The sequence below is a fragment of the Sphingobacterium bambusae genome (assembly GCF_033955345.1).
GTDB lineage: Bacteria > Bacteroidota > Bacteroidia > Sphingobacteriales > Sphingobacteriaceae > Sphingobacterium > Sphingobacterium bambusae.
On sequence record NZ_CP138332.1, the window covers coordinates 1,470,997 to 1,492,337 of the forward strand.

Below are 21,341 nucleotides of genomic sequence, written 5' to 3' on the forward strand. Positions count from 1 at the left end.
TATATAAATAAGAACGTATTATACTTTATTGCGGTCTATGCTATGATGCATAGTACCTGTTTATCTTTTTATTTTTTTGACGTCAAAGATACGCTTTTCCGCCAATTGTTTTGCTGCCTCAAAGGTTGTAATATTATCTTCCTGCGATTTTTGAATGACGTGACGCGTCGCATTGTATATATTTTTGACTAAAGCCTCTGTGCGGTCGTTGCCATATCCTTCCAGTTCCGAATAGCAGCTGATCAAAGCACCAGAGTTAATCAAGAAATCTGGCGTATAGAGAATATTCTGCTCCTTCAATAGTCTGTTTGTTACTTCTTCATCCTTCAACTGGTTATTCGCTGATCCGGCTATGATTTTGCAACGCATACGCGGCACCGTTTCGGGATTCACCGTTCCCCCCAAAGCGCAAGGTGCATACACATCTGCATCCAATTCGAAGCTTGTAGAGTAGGTAATCGGCTCTGCTTTATACTTGGCGGCAATCTTCATTTTACGTTCTTCCGTCATGTCGGAAACGTAGACCCGTGCATTCTCTGCACGCAACATGCTGACCAACTGTTCCCCTACACTACCCACACCCTGAACGGCTACTTTTCGGCCGGCGAGGCTATCATCGCCGTACAACTCCTTGATGGCCGCTTTAATGCCATAGAATACGCCTCGTGCGGCAAAGACCGTCGTATCTCCACCACCGTTTAGCGAGGCTGGCAAGCCGGCCACATAGTTGGTTTCCGAAAGCATGTATTCTAAATCCTTTTGCGTAGTACCGATATCGGTAGATGCCACAAAGTTACCGTTTAGTCCTTCTACAAATTGTCCGAAACGACGCATCAATACCTCCGTTTTTTCCGTTCGGTTGTTGCCAATAATAATCGCACTTCCGCCACCTAGATTTAAACCAGCTAATGAGGCCTTATAGGTGATCGCTTCGGAAAGACGTAAAGCATCATCGATGGCATCCGGTAGAGACTCGTAAGGGAGCATACGCACACCACCAATAGCCGGTCCTAACGTCGTATCATGGATCGCGACGATAGCCTGCAACCCCACTGCTTTATCATGACAAAAGAATAAATTTTGATGGCCAGAAATGCCCATCTTATCAAATACAGAGGAATTGTTTGCTTCCATACCTTTAAATAATGCGTTGCGTTACGAATAACTCCTGCAAAAGTAGGAATAATTTCCCGCACCCTATTTCTATAATTTTGATTATTTGTACAATTGCAATAGGCTGACAGAAGCCTACACCTGGCAAGGTCTAAAATCAAAATTTTAGCCTTACATTTGTCCCTGATGAAAGAGCTGGCTTATCTTAATAAATACTTTTACAAGTACCGTTGGAAACTGATCCCTGGGGTAATTTTTGTCGTAATCTCCAACTATTTTGGGATATTACCTGCAAAAGTAATCCGGGAAGCTTTTGATCTGGTTAAAGAAAACATCGATCTCTTTCGTTTGTATGATGGATTTGAGCGTCAAGATCTCGTTTATCAGGTTTTCGGAAGCAGTCTACTGTTTTTCGGCTTTGTCGTTTTGCTCCTCGCCCTATTGCGTGGCGTGTTTCTCTTCTTCATGCGGCAAACCATTATCCTGACGTCCAGACACATTGAATATGACCTAAAGAATGAGATATACCAGCACTACCAGCAGCTTGATTTCGCATTTTTCCGCAAAAACAACACCGGCGATATGATGAATCGCGCAACGGAAGACGTCAACCAAGTGCGTAATTACTTAGGCCCAGCCATTATGTATGCGATCAATACCTTGGTATTATCTATTATGGTTATCTATGCGATGTATGACGTCAACCCTAAGTTAGCGACATACTCCCTGTTGCCTATACCTGTGCTTTCTGTTGTTATCCTTTACGTCAATAAGATCATCAATTTGCGAAGCGAAAGAATACAACGTCAACTTTCTACCTTGTCCTCCTTCGTTCAAGAAACCTTTTCTGGCATTCGCGTTATCAAGACCTATACTAGAGAACAGCAGAAAATGGATGTTTTTGCGAAAGAGAGTAACGTGTACAATCAAGTATCACTTGATCTGGTAAGGGTGCAAGCCATCTTTTTTCCATTGATTATTTTCCTTATTGGTTTCAGCACAATCATTACTGTCTACGTGGGCGGTATCGAAGTAAACAATGGGACAATTACGGCAGGTAATATTGCAGAGTTTATCCTATATGTGAACCAACTAACCTTCCCGGCGATGTCTTTAGCTTGGGTCACCTCACTTTTCCAACGCGCTGCGGCATCACAAAAGCGCATTAACGAGTTTCTGAAAACCGAATCGGAGATCCCCGATGGAGAGCTAGCGTTGCCTTTGCAAGGCAGTATCCATGTGGAGAACATCAGCTTCACCTATCCGGAGACAGGAATAAAAGCTATCGACAACCTTTCGTTCCACATCCCGCAGGGAAAAACCATGGCCATAATCGGGAAGACAGGATCGGGTAAGTCTACACTAGCCAACCTGCTACTACGCATGTATGATGTTGACAGCGGTAGTATACAATATGATGGCGTGCCGATCCAACAGCTAAAAACAGAGAGTCTGCGCGAACAGATCGGATTTGTTCCACAGCAAGTATTTCTATTCTCTGACACCATTGCCAACAACATTGCATTTGGAAAAGACACCTTAGAAATAGAGAAGGCCGAACAGGCAGCCAAAGATGCAGCAGTGTATGACAACATCATCGGTTTTGAGGATGGCTTCCAAACCGCAATCGGCGAACGAGGCATCACCCTTTCGGGTGGGCAAAAGCAACGTGTGTCCATCGCTCGAGCGCTTATCAAAGATCCGCAGGTATTGATATTTGACGATTGTCTTTCTGCTGTTGACACCAAAACAGAGGAGGAGATCCTGCATAACCTCGGTCGTATCATGAGAAATAAAACCAGCATATTTATCGCCCATCGGATATCAACCATCAAAAATGCTGATCATATTTTAGTGCTTGATCAAGGAAAAATAGTGGAGCAGGGCACTCACCAAGAGCTTATGGCGGCCGAGGGCGAGTATTTTGAACTGCACGAAAAACAATTGTTAGAAGCAGAGTAATTTTTTGTATTAAATAATTCTTGATAATATGTATATTGCAGGACTATTAACTCCTGTTATGCGCCATTTATTAGCAATTGTTTACATCTTCCTGTCGGGCATAGTGCTCGGACAAAACACCGAATTTCCTAACGTCAACCGGGCCTATTTTGCGGCACCTATACCCGAAATAGGGAACGACAAAAGTGCCGTCGTTATAGCCGAAGTGGGAAAAACCCAGTTGGAGATTGTCGAGTCCGAACAAGCTCTATTGGTTGTCCATGATTATAAAGCCCGTATTAAGATTTTGAAAAAAGAAGGTGTGGAACAGGCCAACTTCGAAATTCCGCTTTATGCTTTCGGCACAACGTTCGAAAAGATCGTGGAAATCAAAGGAAAGACCTACACCTTAAAAGACCAACAGATCGTAGAAACCGAAATGCCCAGCAAAGCTATTTTTTTAGATAAGGCATCACCTTATCTACATCTAGCGCGCTTTACATTGCCGCAGGTAGAAGAAGGATCCATCATAGACATACAATACCGGATACTTTCGCCAGACATTCTTAATTTCAGATCTTGGGAGTTTCAGCAGGATATCCCTAAGCTGTCAAGCGTTTACACAGCGATCATGCCATCCACCTACCAGTACCAGGTTTCTTTGAGAGGCCCCTATAAACTAAAAGATACCAAAAGCGAAATCTTACGGGAATATTTCCTGATCAATGGTACGCGGAACGACTGTTCAAAGATTACCTATATCATGGAAGATATACCGGCTTTTGAAGAAGAAGATTATATGCTGGCTGCCAAGAACTACAAATCTGCCATCAGCTTCGAATTAGAACAATATTACCTGAGCAATGGATCGAAATTTAAGGTTACCAAGGAGTGGCGCGACGTTGACCGCGAGTTGCTGAGCGAGAAATCCTTTGGCGGTCAACTTAAAAAAGAAGATATTTTCGCCGACATGTTACCGGTGATCCTGCTGGATAAAAATAGTGCGAGTGAAAAGGCGCGTGCTGTATATGCCTTTATCCAAAAGAACATCAAATGGAACGAAGTTTACGGCAAGTATGCCCAATATGGCATTAAAGAAAGCCTAGAACAACATAGCGGCAATGCTGCGGACGTTAACTTGGCACTGATTACCGCACTCAATGCAGCGGGAATACCTGCATATCCCATTCTCGTTTCCACACGACAAAATGGAATCCCAAACAATTTACACCCCGTCATTTCAAACTTCAATTATGTCATTGCCGGCGCAGAAATTGACGGTAAAACGGTCTTACTAGATGCAACGGATCATTTCACTTCCTTTGGTGAGCTTCCGTTGCGCTGCGTAAACGATCGTGGACGAATCATCTATTCCAAGAAATCTTCCGAATGGATTCCGTTGGTTAATGAACAGCCCTCTATGATGACCTTCACCATACTCGGAAAGATCGACAGCGCAGAAAACATCACTGGCAAGTTAAGCGTCAGTTACAAAGGGCTTGATGCATTACGCAAACGAAACGAAATTGCTTCCTTTACTAGCGAAGAGGAGTATCTGGAAGATGTAACGGCAAAAACAACAAATATGCAATTGCAAAACGGAAGCATTACCAATCTGCATAACAATGATGAATTTTTGGTAGAGCAGTTTGATGTAGAGCTACCTCTTGCCGACTACCTACGCGACGGCGTGTTGAGTTTCAACCCGATTTTTCTGAACCGCATCGCCAAAAACCCGTTCAATCTCAACGAGAGGCTTTATCAGGTAGATCTGGGCTCAAAGCGACATGTGACGCACAACGTTAACATCGAACTGCCCAGTCATTACTCCATAAAATCGCTTCCAAAAAATGTGAGTATGAAGCTCCCTGAAGAAGCCGCTAAATACAGCTACCAAACCATGCATGAAGACAAGCATCTGGTCTTTAAGCAGATTTTATCATTGAACAAACCCATATTCTCTGTTGATGAGTATTTTCACCTGAAGGAATTCTATTCGCGAATTATTCAGCAGCAGAACCAAGAGTTTGAGCTCCAGAAAATGCCGTAGCTTTTGGGCGGAGAACGATTAAAATGTTATATTCGCAAACAACTGTACTCCACCATTGTTAAATGGTGAAAAGACCATTCACATTCATGCGAAGTTATTTAGTCGTTCTCCTATTCCTGCTGACCCTCCAACCTGCTTCTGCACAAAACATCATCCTTAAAGATACCATCACTAATCAGGCAAAGGACACCATCGTTCCCACATTCGAGCATCTCTATGATATCAGCGATGCTTTCAAGGACATCAGCCGGTTCATCCGGCGAGACACCTCCAAAAGAGTTCACCGCAAGCCATCCGGCATCTCCATTCTCCCAAACATTAACTATAACCCGAGTATAGGTTTTCAGATTGGTGCTAAGGTTGTTGGAGGGCTTTACCTAGGCGAGCGAGAGAACACGGCCATGTCCACATTCGCCACGGCGCTTAGCTACACCACACGCGGAATTATGGTAGGCTATCTCGCACACGACACCTACACCCGCCATAACAAATGGAACGTGAAAGGTGGGGTGGTCATCGCCCGAATGGTGGCACTAGACTATGGCATGGGCATGGGGCATACCATTCCCACAGATATTCCGGAAGAAGAAGTGCTGAACAATCCGGAACGCAACCGTTACGTGAATCAATATACCGTGTATGGCTTTAACGAGCGTCTCTATAAGCAACTTTCGCCAGGGATGTTCGTGGGCGCTGGCGTGTTCGTCGAATTGAAACGCAACATCCACACGTTGGGCACTTATGAAACAACGCCGTTGAACGTTTACAGCGAGCTCACGGGATATAACCCTAGCCGATACAACAACAATGGATTGCAATTTAATTGGCAATACATGACTCGTGACAATCCAAACAGTGCTTACAAAGGTATTTATGCCGACATCGTGTTGCGCATGAGCCAAACTTGGATGGGCAGCGAACAAGCCTCTTACCAGTTGCAGACAGACTTCCGTAAATATTGGCCATTATCCAGCACTCGTCCAAACCATGTACTCGCCTTTTGGCACTGGGGATCCTACAACGTAGCCGGTCGCTTAGGCTACCTAGATCTCCCTGGCACCGGACGCGACACCTATGCTCGTATTGGGCGAGGATATACGGCTGGCTATTTTAAGGGTAATTCGTTCTTTTATTCGGAAGTTGAATATCGTTTCCCCCTATTGCGTAACCAATTTTTAAGCGGTGTGGTATTTGCAAATGTGCAAACGGCCGATGACCGACTAGGCACCACGCTTTTCCAAAAGTGGCAGCCTGCCGCCGGAACAGGGTTACGCCTACTGTTCAATAAAGCAACACGTACCAACTTGTGCATCGACTACGCAGTAGGTCGATTCGGACAACGCGGTCTCTTTCTAGGTTTGAATGAAGCCTTTTAATACGGGCATACTAAACAGTCGAAAAACACATATATCAATATCCCGCCATCAGCGGGTATGGATAAAAACTACGGAAACAAAATGCGTCACTTCCCCTCTATAATAGCCTTGTTCTGCCTGTTAGTTGGCAAATCGCCTTTATTGCACAGCCAAGAGCGACAAGATACAACAGCGTTGAAGCCGGTGAGCATTCAAGCTTACTTTCGGGAACAACCCTTACTTGGTCTAACGGCATCTGGTCAAACGATAGACGCCCAGCAGATACAGAGCCAACAAACCACTACTCTCCTTCCTTCTATAAACACCATAGCAGGACTACGCATGGAAGAGCGCTCGCCGGGCAGTTACCGACTGGCTATGCGTGGAAGCTTGATCCGTTCGCCCTTTGGTATCCGAAACACAAAAATATATGTAGGTGAATTCCCATTGACAGATGCCGGCGGAAACACGTACCTGAACTTAATTGATCCTGCCGCAATTGCATCAGTCAACATTTTGAAAGGTTCTGATGGTTCGCTCTATGGAGCCAACTCTGGTGGGATAATCCGCATAGAACCTAAAGGTTTTGGCAATCCGGCTACCAAACATGAGCTCCTGCTTTCCAGCGGATCTTATGGCCTCTTTCAAGAGCAGCTCTCTTGGCAGCAAAAAATAGCAGACAATTATTCCTTCTCGTTCGACCAGTCGTTTACCCGATCGGATGGCTATCGCGAAAACACAGCCTTGAACAAAAAGACTTTTCAGACAGCGCATCAATGGAATTACTCCACTGATAACAGCCTGCAATTGTTTCTGCTCTATGCGAACCTTGGCTATCGCACCCCAGGAGGGTTGACCGAGACGCAAATGCAGGAGAATCCGAGGCAGGCTCGTCCAGCGGGCGGCCCCAATCCGGGGGCTGCGGAACAGCAGGCAGGCATCTACAACAAAACGTTTTATGGAGGCTTGGCACACCGAGCGAAGATCAGCAACAAGCTATCCCATTCGGTAAGCATTTTTGGTTCAAACACCGATCTAGAAAATCCATTTATCACCAATTACGAGATACGATCTGAGCGAAATCTAGGCCTTCGAACCTTCTTTTCTTTCGTAGAGGAAAAAAACGAAGCTTTTACTTGGCAGATGCAATTGGGATTTGAAGGACAAAAGGGTTGGAACAGCATCAGAAATTTTGACAATGTAGGTGGTCGAGCCACAACGATGCAGTACAACGACGACCTTGACAACCTGCAAACCAGTTTTTTCTATCGTGCCTCCGCAACGATACTCAACAACCTTAACGTCGAGGCTTCTCTTGGGCTTAACCGCTCCAGCATCGATTTTACGCGATTATATCCTATTGCCGACGTCGGCAATGGCAACATTGACTTTGGCAATATCTGGATGCCGCGCGTTGCCGCATCCTATCGTCTCCACGATCAGTTTGCTTTCCGTGGCTCTATCTCCCGAGGATATTCGGCGCCTACCTTGGCCGAAGTACGCTCATCAGATAACAGCATTAATCTCGACCTTGAGGCCGAGACGGGCACCAACTATGAACTGGGTTTCCGCTGGGAAAGCAGTAACAGACGCTTTGTGGCTGATGCCGCTTACTATATATACCGGATGAACAACGGTATTGTGCGGCAGCAACGTAACGATGGCGCAGAGTTTTATGTCAATGCAGGAGAAATGAACCAAAAAGGAATAGAGGCCAGCCTACTCGCCTACTTGATCCAACCGTCGACTTCCGGCTTCATTCGCAGCCTAAGCTATCAAACGGCACTAACCCGTAATTTTTATATCTTCGGAAACTACGTGAACGGTGAAGACGACTTCTCCGGCAATGACATCACAGCCGTTCCCGATTGGACCGTTGCCAATACCTTGAACCTGCAATTTCCGAGTGCGGTGTTTCTACATATCTTCCATCACTATGTATCCGACATGCCACTCAATGATGCCAACACGGTATTTGCGAATAAATATAACTTGATGCAAGCAAAAGCGGGTATCAACATCCCCTTGCAGAAGCCTGTGTCCCTGCAGCTCTTCGTTGGTGCTGACAACATCCTGAATGAGCGCTACAGCCTAGGCAATGATATCAATGCATTTGGCAACCGTTTTTTTAACCCCGCACCGCCAAGAAATTATTATGCTGGAGTAAAAGTCGGTTTTTAAAGAATTCCGTAGCTTTAGCTTATGGAAATTATTGGACATCAGCTAAACGGAAAAAATATAGCGACGGTAAAAGGAGATGCTCCTATTGTTCGGGATGTGGAATCTGCGATCGATCTCATCGGAAACGTGTACTATTTGGGTTATGATGCGCTGGTACTACATGAAGCCGACTTTGTACCCGATTTTTTTGTGTTAAAAACGAAATTAGCAGGCGAAGTATTACAGAAGTTCAGCAACTACCGCGTGCGCCTAGCGATTGTGGGCGACTGGTCGGAAGTGGATTCCAGTAGTCTACGAGATTTTATTCGTGAAAGCAATGCTGGAAGAATTGTTTTTTTCGCCAACAGCGAGCAAGAAGCGATGAATAGACTGGTGGAGTGACCCAATCGGGGTCAAATATCTATAGCACCATACAATAAACACCATTTTCGACTACGAAGGAGTCGTACATACTTACAGCACTAGCGGTTTCACTGCGACCCACGATGGGGTCGTCGTTGCAGCCTATACATTTTCTATAAATATGTGACCTCTACGAGGTCAGCTAGCGTTCCGTGATATCAATAATGTCGTTAAAAACAAGAGCTGGCGAAAAAACGAAAAAAACAACACTAATAAACATAGCTAAACTACTAAAAATCAAACAAGAAATCTTCGCTGTAGTCCACCTCGTATCGATCTAACAAAGCTCTGTACTCCTCCCGAAAAGATCGCCGTTGATGATGTTTTTTTTGATTGCTGATGTAAGAGATAACTTTTTCTAATGCCGAATGGCTACATGAAAACGCAGCATAGCCTTCTTGCCACTGAAACTTAAACGCAGTTCTTTTATGTTTCCTGATAAACTCGCCAGACGATTTCTTAATTTCACGTACTAAATCGGACAAACAACAACTGGGCTTCATGCCAATAAGAATGTGGATGTGATCAGGCATCCCATTGATAGCAAGCATCTTTTGTCCCTTATTGCGAACAATCCCGGTGATGTACATATACAATTCTTCTTCCCAAGAGTGCTGTAAAGCGAAATCTCTAGCTTTAACGGCAAAAATTATATGAATATAAATTTGTGAAAAAGTTGCTGACATCTAATTGGTTCATAATTTACATCTAAAGTACAAAACTTCAATTGATTTACAACAAAGAAAAAAGCAATCATTAAAGTTTACTTACTCCTCAAAACCACGTAACATTTATCCCAACAATTTCTCCAAATGGTGATAACCAATGCCGAAATATGCCTTACTTTCTTCGATTTTAGCTTTTATTTCAGCCTGACGTGCAGCATTCGTGCCTTTTTTAACACCAACAACTAACACATTTTTAGGCGTATGCGCATCGGAGACAAACTGAAAAACCTTTGTTTGATAGCCGTAATACTCCATAATGAGTGCACGCAACCCATCGGTCAGCATCTCGGCTTGACGTTCTAAAAAGATACCATGCTTCAGTAAAAAATCCAGTTCATTCTTCGCCTTCCCTTTTTCCATCTCCCGGCGAATCTGCTTGTGGCAGCAAGGCGCCACAACAATGAGATCCGCGTTGTTTTTAATGCCTTTAGCAATCGCATCGTCCGTCGCGGTGTCGCAGGCATGTAAGGCGATCAACACGTTTAACGCATGGCTAGGCTCATAAGAATCGATGCTTCCTTCCACAAAGGACAGCTGATCGAAATCGGCACGCTGCGCCACTTCGTTGCAAAAATCAACCAAATCTTTACGATACTCCACCCCCGTGACCGCAACATCTCTATGTAATACATTCCTGAGGTAATCGTAAAGCGCAAAAGTGAGGTATCCCTTTCCCGAACCCATGTCTACAACCTGTAGTTGCTCGTTTTGGGGTAGATCTACCAACATACCATTCAATATTTCTATGTAATGGTTTATTTGCTTCCACTTATCTTGCGCATTCTTGTACACCTTGCCCTCGGCATCCGTTAGGCGCAGTTCCTGTAAATAACGCTTGCTTCCTTGCTGTAGCCTTCTTTCCTTGGATTCATCATGGCTCCGTGAGGTCGGCTTTTTTGCGGTGGCCTTCTCCTGTCTAATCGACCATTTACCCTGTTTTCCCCATTCGCATACCACATTGGCGGAGGCTGTAAAGAGTGTCGCTATCCGAAATGCAGACACGGACAACAAATCCTGTAGTTGCGAGAGCCCTTCTTCAATACTGTAATTTTTGGTCAGGTCACGCGTTTGGTAACGATAGGTGAAAGACAACATCAACACACGCTTGATCAAAACCAGCTTAACATAGACGTTTTTTAAAGCCGCCTCTTCACCTCGGTAATTGCCCAAGGAAAGCTTAATAAAGTCTTCAGTTCTGATGCTTTGGGAAAGTTGTTCGATAAATGTGGCCTGACTGTCCATAAAAAAAGTATTTGGGCAGCAAAGATAAGCATTTGAAGGAATACAAACGGATGTACGATGAAGCAATGTCTAAGCGACTGCTAATTTTACATAGCCTTAACAGCTAGTACTTTGCTTATCGCCCCTTATTTCATTAGATTTGTGTTATGCAGTACCCAACAATCAAGGCCGTTTTTTTTGACATTGACGGCACCCTGCTGAGCTTCAACACACATGAAGTTCCAGCATCTACAAAAGACGCGATCAAATTGCTTCAGGATCAAGGAATTAAAGTTATTGTTTCCACCGGACGTTCGATCAACAGCATAGAGCACATTAAATATTTGGACTTCGATGGCTTTATAACTTTTAATGGTGGCTATTGTGTCACCGTAGACGGCGAAGTCCTCTTCAAACAGGCCTTGCATGCAGACGACATCCAAGCGGTATTGGATTACACGAAGGAGAAACCGCTCAGTTTCTCTTTTATGTCCGAAAAGGAAATAACAATTTTTGATGTAACGCCTGAAATTGCAGGTATGTATGCACACTTAAACCTACCCGTCCCCCCTTTAGTGGACAAAGAAAAAGTCGACATAAATAGTATTTTGCAGACCAACATATTTCTAGGCCCGGAAGACGAGCAAGCGTTTATGAACGCTGTCATGCCCAACTCGGTCGCCTCGCGTTGGACCCCGCTTTTTGCAGATGTCAACCCTATGGGACAAAGTAAGCAAGTGGGCATAGATATCTTCTGTAAACATTTCGGTATAGACTTATCCCAAACCATGGCTTTCGGTGACGGTGGAAACGACATCACGATGCTGCAGCATGTGGGCATTGGGGTAGCCATGGGCAACGCCAATCCCGAAGTGAAGGCCATTGCCGATCATATCACCACAGATGTCGATCATGACGGTATTTGGCAAGCCTTAAAGCACTTTCACCTGATCTAAAAACAAAAGAGCCTTTAGTAAAAACTGAAGGCTCTTTTTGTTTTTAGTATAGAAATACGCGTTTATACAACGCTTTCTTTAGCGGCAAGATAGCGTTCTGCTTCCAGCGCCGCCATACATCCCGTCCCCGCCGCAGTAATCGCTTGACGGTAAACGTGATCCTGTACATCTCCGCAAGCGAAGACACCTGGTATGTTTGTCGCTGTACTATCAGCTTTAGTAATCAAATAACCTGTCTCATCCATCTCCAATACCCCTTGGAAAAGCTCGGTGTTTGGCTTGTGACCGATAGCGACAAAAAATCCAGTAACATCTAAAATACGCTTCTCGTTCGTTTCGTTGTTGGACACACGTACACCATTCACCCCTTGCTCATTTCCTAAAATCTCTTCGGTCTCCGTGTTATACAGCACTTCGATATTAGCGGTGTTCATCACGCGATGCACCATCGCTTTGGAAGCGCGGAATTCATCACGACGTACAAGCATATATACCTTTCTACACAACTTGGCTAGGTAGGTAGCTTCTTCCGCCGCCGTGTCGCCAGCACCGACGATAGCCACATCCTGTCCTTTGAAGAAGAAACCATCACAAACGGCACATGCCGATACGCCAAAGCCGTTGTACTTCTCTTCCGAAGGAAGACCCAACCACTTCGCCGTTGCTCCGGTAGCGATAATAACCGTTTCCGCCGTCAACCACTTGTTGCCATCAATCTGCACCTTATGTTCACCACCATCGGCAGACAGTTCCACTTTAGTGGCATAACCAAAACGTACATCCGTCCCAAATCGCTCGGCCTGTGCTTTCAAATCTTCCATCATCACAGGGCCAGTAATCCCTTGTGGGTAGCCCGGAAAGTTATCAACCTCGGTAGTCTGTGTCAACTGTCCTCCAGGAACAATCCCTGTATACACGACAGGCTTCATATCTGCGCGAGCCGCATAGATAGCCGCGGTATATCCCGCTGGACCAGAACCAATGATCACACACTTCAAGTGTTCTATTTCTGCTGTATTTGTCATTTATATTAACCTTATTTTTTACTTACCAAATTTGCCCTGCAACTGCTTTAACATATCCGATGTAATCGGCTTAGACTTATGCTCTGGCTTCGGTTGCTGTTCTTTTTGGGCTTCTTTTTTCTTCTCGGCACTTGCCGCCGCAACGGCATCCCGTTGTTCTTTACGTTGATTACGGAAACTATTCCAAAGCCCTTCAAGCACCTTTTTTGTGTACAATGGAAAGTCACCATTCTGCATCCAAGCATAGTAGCTCGGTTCCACCTCAAACACGTGGGTAACCTTTTTTCCTTTATGTTTACCGAAATTTATACAAGGATCGCCATCCTCATCATACACCAATCGACCTGCAAAATCCACTGGATTGCTCAGGTTAGTAAACTTGTGCAATGCAGGCACATCATTGACGACAGGTGTCGACACATTGCCATGTTTATCTTCGTAAGCTGCGCCTTCATATTTTGTAAGCTGCGCCTTAAGTACTTCGTAGGTGGCCCGCACATCCGCCTCTGCGGTATGCGCATTATCCAAATTGCTATCACAATAGAATCTGTAGGCTGCTTTCAGCGTTCGCTGTTCCATTTGGTGAAAGATATTTTGTACATCGACAAAAGCGCGTCCCTCCAACGAAAAATCAACCCCAGCACGCAGAAACTCTTCCATCAGCATCGGCACATCAAACTTGTTCGAATTGTAGCCGGCTAGATCCGAATCACCTAAAAATGCACGCACCTCTTCAGCTCGTTGTCGAAAAAACGGAAGATCCTTTACATCTTCATCGTAAATACCGTGGAACATCGATGATTCTGCCGGAATAGGCATCCCCGGATTGATTCGCATCGTCAACACTTCCTCTACCCCATCTGGCAATACTTTTAATATGCATAATTCGACAATACGATCCACCGCGATATTTACGCCCGTAGTCTCTAAATCGAAAAAGGCCAATGGCCGTTTTAGCTGTAATTCCATCTACTAAAGATTGATGATAAACTTGAATAACAAAAGTACGAAACTCTTTCGGTGTTCCCTTACTTGAACGAAATTAATGACACTATTCCCACGCAACCAATTAAGACACTTACATCCAAAGAAACAGGTATCAGCCCGCCCTTCCGCTCCAGCATAAAAAAGAAAAAGCCGAAATCAACAAAACTTCGGCTTTTTATCTTATGGGCGGGGTACTACCCCAAAAGTTCTTTCAATTTACTTACCTGATGATCCACTAGTTTTTGCAGTGGGCCGGAAGCCATCATCTTCATCATCATATTGAGCTCTGCTTCAATAACGAATGTAGCATTCGTTAGATCGGCCGATTTTTCATCTAGTTTCCAGCGTAACGTCATTGCAAATGGAGCCTCTGTAGATGGCACACAAACCAATTCCTTATGTTCGATGCGCTGACTAATCTTGAGGGCCAATTTGGCCATGTTCTTGATCGTGAAACTCGCCTCATCTGCCGTGGAAGACCAATTGTAGATATTCTCAGGCATCAGCTGCTCGTGATTGTTCAAATCAGCTAAAAAGGCGTAAACCTCAGCGACGGGTTTGTTGATGTCAATATTGTTTTGAATGATAGTCATAAGCCGTGCTATTTAATTATTATTCCCCGGTCCAATTTGATGGATCACGTCTCCATTGTTCCAAAAGCGCTACATCCGATTCCAACACATAGCTGTTGGTTACGGCCACTTTGATTAGGGCATCGTAGTTACAAAGGCTGAAAAATGGACATTTCGCTTCAGCGAAATTATTTACAGCAACATCCAATCCATAGGTGAAGATAGAAACTAAGCCAACGACGTTACAACCTGCTTCGCGAAGCGCTTCCACCGCTTGTAGACTGCTTTTCCCGGTAGAGATTAAATCTTCGATTACAACTACACGTTGGCCACTGACTACTTCTCCTTCAATCAAGTTTTGACGGCCATGCCCTTTTGCGCTGCTGCGCACATAGGTAAAAGGCAAACCCAAATCTTGCGCTACCAAAACACCCTGTGGTATTCCTGCTGTAGCCACTCCAGAAATCATTTCAACCGTTCCAAACTCTTCTTGAATCAATTGAGAAAGCTTCTGGCGGATATATGTACGGATAGCGGGATGTGATAAGGTTATACGGTTATCACAATAAATTGGCGACTTCCAACCCGAAGCCCATGTAAAAGGGTTTTTAGGTTGTAATTTTATTGCTTTAATTTGCAATAAGGATTCAGCAATTTTTTGTTCAACCTCATTTAAATTATTCATGGCACAAATTTATAAAATTTATATGAACGAATCTCAGCTAATTTTAGCAGATTTCGTTCCTAAAAAACTGTCTATTGTTCAAACAATTGGTTTACAAGATATTGACCTCGAAAAACTTTTCCAAGCCTCGAAAAATAAAGCCAGTAAAGACACGACCTATCTCTACGTACACCCTGAGGCTGAGAAGGTTTTTAAAGCCATCTTGCAAAAAAGCAACATCATAAAAGCCGCTGGCGGCATCGTCAAAAATGGTGACGGCGAATACTTGTTTATACATCGATTGGGAAAGTGGGATCTTCCAAAGGGTAAAGTGGAGGATAATGAAAAAATGAGAGACGCTGCCGTTAGGGAGGTAGAAGAAGAATGTGGCATTAAAATAAACTACCTCGGCGCCAAACTTCATACGACCTATCATACCTATATCATGCGTGGAAAATTTGTGCTTAAGCAAACGAATTGGTATGATATGGGTGTCAATAAATCCCCCAAATTAATTCCGCAATTGGAGGAAGACATCACTGAAGCTCGGTGGATCAGTCCGGAGGATCTTGACACCGTCAAAGAGAATACCTACCCCCTAATCGCACAACTCATCAAAACACTATAGCTGATAGTCTGAAAACAAGGGGGCCAAACAGCCCCCTCATTCATCAAAACATAAAAACGCAACACTTACTCTACTATCCAGCTGCTTCCACCTCTTTTTGAGGCATCACCTCTGTTCTACTTTTGCCTTTAAAACCGCCAGGCTTACGCATCATCTTTTCTTTTCTAGCATGCACAAACTTTTCTTTCAACAACGATTGCTGCTCGGCACTAAGCACGCGACTAAGCTTATCCTGCGAGCCCTTGGCTTCCTCTCTCCATTTTTGTTGTAGCTGTTTCATCTCGGTACGATGCGCATGTTGACGTTTAGCCTGATCCAGCTGTATGGCATAGACCTCTTTGCGCTGTGCATCGGTAAACTTCAGCTCTTTATCCAAACGATCTGTTTTCATCTGGGCCATTTCCTCCGGACTTCGGTTTTCCATACGACGTTCCTGCCGCGCATGTTTACGCTCCTGCTTTGCCGGACGTTCTACCTGTTGTTTGTCTTGTGCAAATGTTGCCACGCTGATTCCTGTAAACAGGATGGCCAAGGAAAGGATCTTTTTCATATTCTTATTTTTTTAATGAAACTTCTGTTTATTGCTTCTTTAATGGGATAGAGTCGCGAGAGCACCAAACGTTTAATCGGGCTTCGTTAAATAATGTTAAGCGATCCTGTCGACTATTTTCCATGCGTGTAGTAGGTCAATAAAAATTAAATAACTTAAAAATCAGCAGGTTTGTAAAAACATCGAAAATATATTTTGGAATACATAAAACAACTTCTATATTTGCATCGTCAAACAAGGATAGCAGCAAGCCCAGCTGGCGGAATTGGTAGACGCGTTGGTCTCAAACACCAATATCTTCGGATGTGCCGGTTCGACTCCGGCGCTGGGTACTAAAAGCCTTAATAACAATGTTATTAAGGCTTTTTTTATGTTCCAAAAATGGGAACCCCATAAAAAAAGCAAACTTTACAGTTTGCTTTTTGATACTAATATGGTACTATTTTTTAATTCAATTCAAACTTGTAACCTACCCCTTTCACCGTAGCCACATAATTTTCACCAATCTTCTCCCGCAGCTTGCGGATATGCACATCAATGGTTCTGTTTGTCACGACGACTGAATCTTCCCAGATAGCTTTTAATATCTGCTCGCGTGTAAACACCTTATTGGGCTTAGAGGCCAATAGGTAAAGTAGTTCAAATTCTTTTTTCGCCAAGGTAATACGATCGGTGTCGCGATACACCAGGAATGAATCCCGATCGATCACCAAATCCATAATCTCCAACTTATCACCGCTACTAATCTCTGCCTCCGCGGTATTGCGTCTTAGGATTGCGTTAATGCGGCTCATCAGCGCACGGGGTTTGATCGGTTTCGCGATATAATCGTCAGCACCGACATTGAAACCCGCAATTTCGGAATACTCCTCGCTACGAGCGGTCAAAAACACCATGAACGTATGCTTAAACTCGGGCATAGAACGCATCAAACGACAGGCTTCTATACCGTCCATTTCGGGCATCATCACATCCAAAATAATCAAATCTGGGTTGACCTGTTTAGCCATATCGATGCCTTCTCTACCATTGTGGGCCTGATAAACTTGATATCCTTCTTTTGTGAGATTATACGCTATCAAATCAACGATATCGTGCTCATCATCTACCACTAGTATTTTCTGGTTGGCGCTCATTACTTTTTTTTTGCTAAATTATGTACTAAATGGTAAAATAAAGTTAAAGCAACGTTATTAAATTGTTAATACTTAACACTAGTTAAACATAAAATTTAATTTAATGTTTTCTCGAGGAAACGCTCCAGCTCTTTACCCCGTAAATTCTTAGCTATAATGAGGCCATCCGGATCCAGTAGGTAAGAAGTTGGTATAGCCTTGATCCGATAGTCTGTAATCAAGGACGAGCTCCAAGCCTGCAAGTCCGACACCTGCATCCACTCCAATTTATCATCCTCGATCGCCCGCATCCAACTGCCCGGATTGTTATCCAGGGATACGCCTAAGACCGTAAAGTTCTTGTCTTTGAATGCCTGATACTGTTTGACAATATTCGGGTTTTCCTGTCGACAAGGAGCACACCAGGATGCCCAAAAATCTACCAGTACATATTTCCCTCTAAAATCCGATAGATTTACCGATTTATTGTTGGGGGTAAACGACGCAATATTAGGCGCAGGCTGTCCTACTGCCAAACGCTTCAACTTCTTGGCCTCTTCCTTAAATTGAGAAACATACCTATTGTCTGGAAATTTAGCATCAATCTCTTCAGCATAGGCTAATATTTCCGCTTCTGCCACATCCGGATCCAACGTACTAATTGCGTAAAAACCTGCCAAGTTGGGCTGTGCTTTCGCAAAGCCAACGGCCTGCCTCGTGTATAGTGCCAATTTAGATTTAAATTCGGCAAGATAATCAAAGCGAAGGCTTTCTATCTCTTCCGCAGATTTGTTCAAGGTTGCCTTCGCAAAAGCCCCCTGCAGGGAGTCCTGCACATACTCCTTGCGCCGTTTATAGGGCGCAAAGTCTTTCAAGGCCGTCGATAGTCCAGACCCTTCTACCGTATAATTCTCTGGTTGATGCATATCCGCAACAAAGGTCAATTTCTCTCCAGGGCTTAGAATAACCGGATATTTATTGTTTCCTATCGCCAAAGAAAGCAATCGTGGTTGTGTCGCTTCACGTTCGAAAGTAAATCTATTCCCATCTGCAAGAAACACCGAATCCAATTTCCGATCGCCTTCGTAGAAAGCAACAACCTTTACATTTCCGGGGTTATCGATATGTCCAGAAACGTGGATAACATCACTATTAGTACAACTCGACAGCGCATATACTGCACTCAACAAGCTCAGAAAAAGTCCTCTCATTCCGATAATTTTTATTTTACAAAATCCCGTGCTCTAGCAATGGCAGATGACAGTCCAGCACTTAGTTTACCACCAGCGGTCGCAAAAAATGGTTGTCCACCGCCACCTCCTTGGATATCTTTTGCCAGATCCTTCACAATAGTCCCCGCATTCCAGCCACGGGCTTTAGCGAGCTCGTCCGAGATAGCGACAGTAAGGCTTGGCTTACCATCAAAATTAGCGCCGATTACCAAGAACAGGTTTTCTACTTGGCCCTTCAACGCGTAAGCCAATGTTTTCACGGCATCAGCATTCGGAAGATCCACCTGTACCGCTAAGAAATTCACCCCATCGATTACTTCAAATTTAGACTCGAGGTCTTTCTTCATCGCGAGCGAACGCTCCCGTATATTGTTTTCGATTTCCTTCTTCAGATCACCATTGTCATCGATCAATTTCGAGACCGCCGAAACGAAATCTTTGGGATTGTTCAACAAGTCGCGCATCTTGGCCACAAGTTCAAACTGCTCGCGAATGACAGCGTAGGCCTGTGTGCCGGTGATAGCCTCGATACGACGTACACCCGCTGCCACTGCTGACTCAGAAGTGATCTTGAAAAACCCAATTTGTCCGGTAGCAAGGACATGGGTACCGCCACAAAGCTCCTTGGAGAACGTTTCATCAAAGGAAATCACGCGAACATAGTCGCCATACTTTTCACCAAAAAGAGCCGTAACGCCAGCATCTAATGCATCCTGAAAAGGCACCATGCGTTCTTCCTTCAACGCAATATTTTCACGTATCTTCTGGTTCACGATGTCTTCTACCTGTTTGATTTCTTCTGCTGTGATTTTAGCAAAATGCGATACATCAAAGCGCAAAATATCCTGCGTAACCAACGAACCTTTTTGATTAACATGGTCGCCCAACACGGACTTCAATGCAGCATGTAGCAAGTGCGTTGCAGAGTGGTTGTTTTCTGTATCTTGGCGTTTCGCGCTGTCGACTATCGCTTTAAAGTTTCCTTCCAAACTGATGGGTAGCGCCTGTACAAAATGCACGATCAATCCATTCTCTTTTTTCGTATCGAGTATATATGTTTTTTCGTTATTGTCAGATATCAACACACCGGAATCACCTATCTGTCCACCGCCTTCCGCATAAAAAGGCGTTACAGAGAGAACAAGTTGATATTGTTCCTTTCCTTTCGCCGTTACTTTGCGATATTTGAGCACTTGTGTCGTAGCCTCCAATTGATCGTAGCCCACAAAAACACTCTCTTCATCATCCTGAAGTACAACCCAATCACCCGTGTCAACTGCTGTGGCTGCACGCGAGCGTTCTTTTTGTTGTTGCAATGCGTGCTGAAATCCATCCATATCCACGGTCAGTCCTTTCTCACGCGACAATAAGTCGGTAAGGTCAATAGGAAATCCGAAGGTATCGAAGAGCTCGAAGGCGAAATCACCATCCACGGCACGGTGATCTGCAGCATAGTTTTCAAAACGTTGGATACCAGTCGTCAGCGTACGTAGAAAGGAAACTTCCTCTTCCAGCACCACTTTTTGCACAAAGCCTTGCTGTTGTATCAATTCATCAAATACACCTTCAAACTGCTTCGCCAACAGCGGCACAAGCTCGTTTAAAAATGGCGATTTAAAATCTAAAAAAGTATAGGCGTAACGCACCGCGCGACGCAGGATACGACGGATGACATAGCCCGCTTTGTTATTGGAAGGCAACTGCCCATCTGCAATGGCAAAACTTACCGCACGTATGTGATCGGATAGTACACGCATCGCGATATCCGTTTTTTCGTCGGCTCCATAAGCAATACCAGAGCGACCTGCTATATATTGAATGATAGGCTGAAAAACATCCGTATCATAATTGGACGTCTTGCCTTGGATAGCCCGCACGAGGCGTTCAAATCCCATCCCGGTATCGATATGTCGTGCTGGCAACGGTTCGAGCGAACCATTCTTCAACCGATTGTATTGCATGAATACCAAGTTCCAAATTTCGATAACCTGTGGATGATCTGCATTTACCAAATCTTGTCCAGGCTCCGCAGCACGTTCGGCATCGCTACGCATATCAAAATGGATCTCCGAACAAGGACCACAAGGCCCTGTCTCGCCCATCTCCCAAAAGTTATCCTTTTTATTACCCAAAAGAATACGGTCTTCCGCAATAAGTGCTTTCCAAAAGTCGAAAGCTTCCATATCGCGTGTCAAGCCTTCTTTATCGTCGCCCTCGAAAATTGTCACATACAAACGGTCTTTATCCAGTTTATAGACCTCTGTCAACAATTCCCATGCCCAGCTAATGGCCTCTTTCTTAAAATAATCGCCAAAAGACCAATTGCCCAACATCTCGAACAAGGTATGGTGATAGGTATCAATCCCTACTTCCTCCAAGTCGTTGTGTTTTCCCGACACACGCAAACAGCGTTGTGTATCGGCCACGCGTGCAAATTTCGGCTGTGCTTCACCGAGAAAGAACTCTTTAAATTGGTTCATTCCTGCGTTTGTGAACATCAGGGTAGGATCGTTCTTCACGACAACAGGTGCCGACGGTACAATTTGATGGGACTTGCTTTTGAAAAAACTTAAATAAGCTTCACGTATCTCTTTACTGGTCATGGACTATTAAAAAATTTT

At 44.3% G+C, this 21,341-nt stretch carries 18 protein-coding genes and 1 tRNA gene; 8 read left to right on the plus strand and 11 right to left on the minus strand.

What is annotated here, in order from left to right; genetic code table 11:
- Positions 1-60 precede the first annotated feature (60 nt).
- A complete protein-coding gene (locus SCB77_RS06290) occupies positions 61-1,134 on the minus strand; it encodes a Leu/Phe/Val dehydrogenase (RefSeq protein WP_320185579.1) in 1,074 nt (357 codons plus the stop codon).
- 165 nt (positions 1,135-1,299) lie between these two features.
- Between SCB77_RS06290 and SCB77_RS06295 the strand changes: the two genes are divergently transcribed.
- The 5 genes from SCB77_RS06295 to SCB77_RS06315 all read left to right on the plus strand — a co-directional run bounded on the left by SCB77_RS06295 (position 1,300) and on the right by SCB77_RS06315 (position 9,021).
- Positions 1,300-3,075 carry an ABC transporter ATP-binding protein gene (locus SCB77_RS06295; RefSeq protein ID WP_320185580.1) on the plus strand — a complete coding sequence of 592 codons (1,776 nt, stop codon included), beginning with the start codon at positions 1,300-1,302 and terminating at the stop codon, positions 3,073-3,075.
- Positions 3,076-3,133: 58 nt separating this feature from the next.
- Positions 3,134-5,104: a DUF3857 domain-containing protein gene (locus tag SCB77_RS06300; RefSeq protein WP_320185581.1), complete on the plus strand. Its 1,971-nt coding sequence runs from the start codon at positions 3,134-3,136 to the stop codon at positions 5,102-5,104.
- 86 nt (positions 5,105-5,190) lie between these two features.
- The gene (locus SCB77_RS06305) at positions 5,191-6,480 is read left to right on the plus strand and encodes a BamA/TamA family outer membrane protein (protein ID WP_320185582.1); all 1,290 of its coding nucleotides are present in this window, start codon (positions 5,191-5,193) and stop codon (positions 6,478-6,480) included.
- 57 nt (positions 6,481-6,537) lie between these two features.
- Positions 6,538-8,640 (plus strand): TonB-dependent receptor, encoded by a 2,103-nt coding sequence (locus tag SCB77_RS06310; RefSeq protein WP_320185583.1) that lies wholly within the window; start codon positions 6,538-6,540, stop codon positions 8,638-8,640.
- A 21-nt stretch (positions 8,641-8,661) separates the two neighbouring features.
- Positions 8,662-9,021 (plus strand): DUF4180 domain-containing protein, encoded by a 360-nt coding sequence (locus SCB77_RS06315; protein ID WP_320185584.1) that lies wholly within the window; start codon positions 8,662-8,664, stop codon positions 9,019-9,021.
- Between the two features lie 251 nt (positions 9,022-9,272).
- Here SCB77_RS06315 and tnpA read toward each other — a convergent pair whose 3' ends face one another.
- Positions 9,273-9,728 (minus strand): IS200/IS605 family transposase, encoded by a 456-nt coding sequence (gene tnpA / locus SCB77_RS06320; RefSeq protein WP_320185585.1) that lies wholly within the window; start codon positions 9,726-9,728, stop codon positions 9,273-9,275.
- 105 nt (positions 9,729-9,833) lie between these two features.
- Positions 9,834-11,012, minus strand: coding sequence for a class I SAM-dependent methyltransferase (locus SCB77_RS06325; protein ID WP_320185586.1), 1,179 nt, complete (start codon positions 11,010-11,012; stop codon positions 9,834-9,836).
- A gap of 146 nt (positions 11,013-11,158) precedes the next feature.
- Here SCB77_RS06325 and SCB77_RS06330 point away from each other — a divergent pair, with 146 nt between their 5' ends.
- Positions 11,159-11,947 carry a Cof-type HAD-IIB family hydrolase gene (locus SCB77_RS06330; protein WP_320185587.1) on the plus strand — a complete coding sequence of 263 codons (789 nt, stop codon included), beginning with the start codon at positions 11,159-11,161 and terminating at the stop codon, positions 11,945-11,947.
- Positions 11,948-12,009: 62 nt separating this feature from the next.
- Here SCB77_RS06330 and trxB read toward each other — a convergent pair whose 3' ends face one another.
- The 4 genes from trxB to pyrE all read right to left on the minus strand — a co-directional run bounded on the left by trxB (position 12,010) and on the right by pyrE (position 15,216).
- Entirely contained in the window at positions 12,010-12,972 is a 963-nt protein-coding gene (gene trxB, locus SCB77_RS06335; protein ID WP_320185588.1) for a thioredoxin-disulfide reductase, read from the minus strand.
- A gap of 18 nt (positions 12,973-12,990) precedes the next feature.
- Positions 12,991-13,941: an exonuclease domain-containing protein gene (locus SCB77_RS06340; protein WP_320185589.1), complete on the minus strand. Its 951-nt coding sequence runs from the start codon at positions 13,939-13,941 to the stop codon at positions 12,991-12,993.
- 212 nt (positions 13,942-14,153) lie between these two features.
- Positions 14,154-14,552, minus strand: coding sequence for an SRPBCC family protein (locus tag SCB77_RS06345; RefSeq protein WP_320185590.1), 399 nt, complete (start codon positions 14,550-14,552; stop codon positions 14,154-14,156).
- A gap of 19 nt (positions 14,553-14,571) precedes the next feature.
- Positions 14,572-15,216, minus strand: coding sequence for an orotate phosphoribosyltransferase (pyrE, locus tag SCB77_RS06350; protein WP_320185591.1), 645 nt, complete (start codon positions 15,214-15,216; stop codon positions 14,572-14,574).
- 22 nt (positions 15,217-15,238) lie between these two features.
- On the opposite strand from pyrE, the gene SCB77_RS06355 reads away from it, so the two are divergent.
- Positions 15,239-15,823, plus strand: a complete 585-nt coding sequence (locus tag SCB77_RS06355; RefSeq protein WP_320185592.1) for an NUDIX hydrolase — start codon at positions 15,239-15,241, stop codon at positions 15,821-15,823.
- A 73-nt stretch (positions 15,824-15,896) separates the two neighbouring features.
- On the opposite strand, the gene SCB77_RS06360 is transcribed toward SCB77_RS06355, so the two are convergent.
- The gene (locus tag SCB77_RS06360; protein WP_320185593.1) at positions 15,897-16,373 is read right to left on the minus strand and encodes a hypothetical protein; all 477 of its coding nucleotides are present in this window, start codon (positions 16,371-16,373) and stop codon (positions 15,897-15,899) included.
- A gap of 250 nt (positions 16,374-16,623) precedes the next feature.
- On the opposite strand from SCB77_RS06360, the gene SCB77_RS06365 reads away from it, so the two are divergent.
- Positions 16,624-16,705 (plus strand) — tRNA-Leu (locus SCB77_RS06365).
- A gap of 114 nt (positions 16,706-16,819) precedes the next feature.
- Here SCB77_RS06365 and SCB77_RS06370 read toward each other — a convergent pair.
- From SCB77_RS06370 to alaS, 3 genes are all read right to left on the minus strand, one after another.
- Positions 16,820-17,509 (minus strand): response regulator transcription factor, encoded by a 690-nt coding sequence (locus SCB77_RS06370; protein ID WP_320185594.1) that lies wholly within the window; start codon positions 17,507-17,509, stop codon positions 16,820-16,822.
- 95 nt (positions 17,510-17,604) lie between these two features.
- Positions 17,605-18,699 (minus strand): TlpA disulfide reductase family protein, encoded by a 1,095-nt coding sequence (locus SCB77_RS06375; protein ID WP_320185595.1) that lies wholly within the window; start codon positions 18,697-18,699, stop codon positions 17,605-17,607.
- 11 nt (positions 18,700-18,710) lie between these two features.
- Complete coding sequence (alaS, locus tag SCB77_RS06380; protein ID WP_320185596.1) at positions 18,711-21,323, minus strand: alanine--tRNA ligase; 2,613 nt, start codon at positions 21,321-21,323, stop codon at positions 18,711-18,713.
- Positions 21,324-21,341: the final 18 nt, after the last annotated feature.

Bases quoted from the DNA above. Each gene is read 5' to 3' on its own strand.
- SCB77_RS06295 (WP_320185580.1), top strand. From the start codon at position 1,300: ATGAAAGAGCTGGCTTATCTTAATAAATACTTTTACAAGTACCGTTGG.
- SCB77_RS06375 (WP_320185595.1), bottom strand. From the start codon at position 18,699: ATGAGAGGACTTTTTCTGAGCTTGTTGAGTGCAGTATATGCGCTGTCG.
- SCB77_RS06355 (WP_320185592.1), top strand. From the start codon at position 15,239: ATGAACGAATCTCAGCTAATTTTAGCAGATTTCGTTCCTAAAAAACTG.
- SCB77_RS06310 (WP_320185583.1), top strand. From the start codon at position 6,538: ATGGATAAAAACTACGGAAACAAAATGCGTCACTTCCCCTCTATAATA.
- tnpA (WP_320185585.1), bottom strand. From the start codon at position 9,728: ATGTCAGCAACTTTTTCACAAATTTATATTCATATAATTTTTGCCGTT.
- SCB77_RS06315 (WP_320185584.1), top strand. From the start codon at position 8,662: ATGGAAATTATTGGACATCAGCTAAACGGAAAAAATATAGCGACGGTA.
- SCB77_RS06370 (WP_320185594.1), bottom strand. From the start codon at position 17,509: ATGAGCGCCAACCAGAAAATACTAGTGGTAGATGATGAGCACGATATC.
- SCB77_RS06340 (WP_320185589.1), bottom strand. From the start codon at position 13,941: ATGGAATTACAGCTAAAACGGCCATTGGCCTTTTTCGATTTAGAGACT.
- SCB77_RS06345 (WP_320185590.1), bottom strand. From the start codon at position 14,552: ATGACTATCATTCAAAACAATATTGACATCAACAAACCCGTCGCTGAG.
- alaS (WP_320185596.1), bottom strand. From the start codon at position 21,323: ATGACCAGTAAAGAGATACGTGAAGCTTATTTAAGTTTTTTCAAAAGC.
- SCB77_RS06300 (WP_320185581.1), top strand. From the start codon at position 3,134: ATGCGCCATTTATTAGCAATTGTTTACATCTTCCTGTCGGGCATAGTG.
- SCB77_RS06360 (WP_320185593.1), bottom strand. From the start codon at position 16,373: ATGAAAAAGATCCTTTCCTTGGCCATCCTGTTTACAGGAATCAGCGTG.
- SCB77_RS06325 (WP_320185586.1), bottom strand. From the start codon at position 11,012: ATGGACAGTCAGGCCACATTTATCGAACAACTTTCCCAAAGCATCAGA.
- pyrE (WP_320185591.1), bottom strand. From the start codon at position 15,216: ATGAATAATTTAAATGAGGTTGAACAAAAAATTGCTGAATCCTTATTG.
- trxB (WP_320185588.1), bottom strand. From the start codon at position 12,972: ATGACAAATACAGCAGAAATAGAACACTTGAAGTGTGTGATCATTGGT.
- SCB77_RS06330 (WP_320185587.1), top strand. From the start codon at position 11,159: ATGCAGTACCCAACAATCAAGGCCGTTTTTTTTGACATTGACGGCACC.
- SCB77_RS06290 (WP_320185579.1), bottom strand. From the start codon at position 1,134: ATGGAAGCAAACAATTCCTCTGTATTTGATAAGATGGGCATTTCTGGC.
- SCB77_RS06305 (WP_320185582.1), top strand. From the start codon at position 5,191: ATGCGAAGTTATTTAGTCGTTCTCCTATTCCTGCTGACCCTCCAACCT.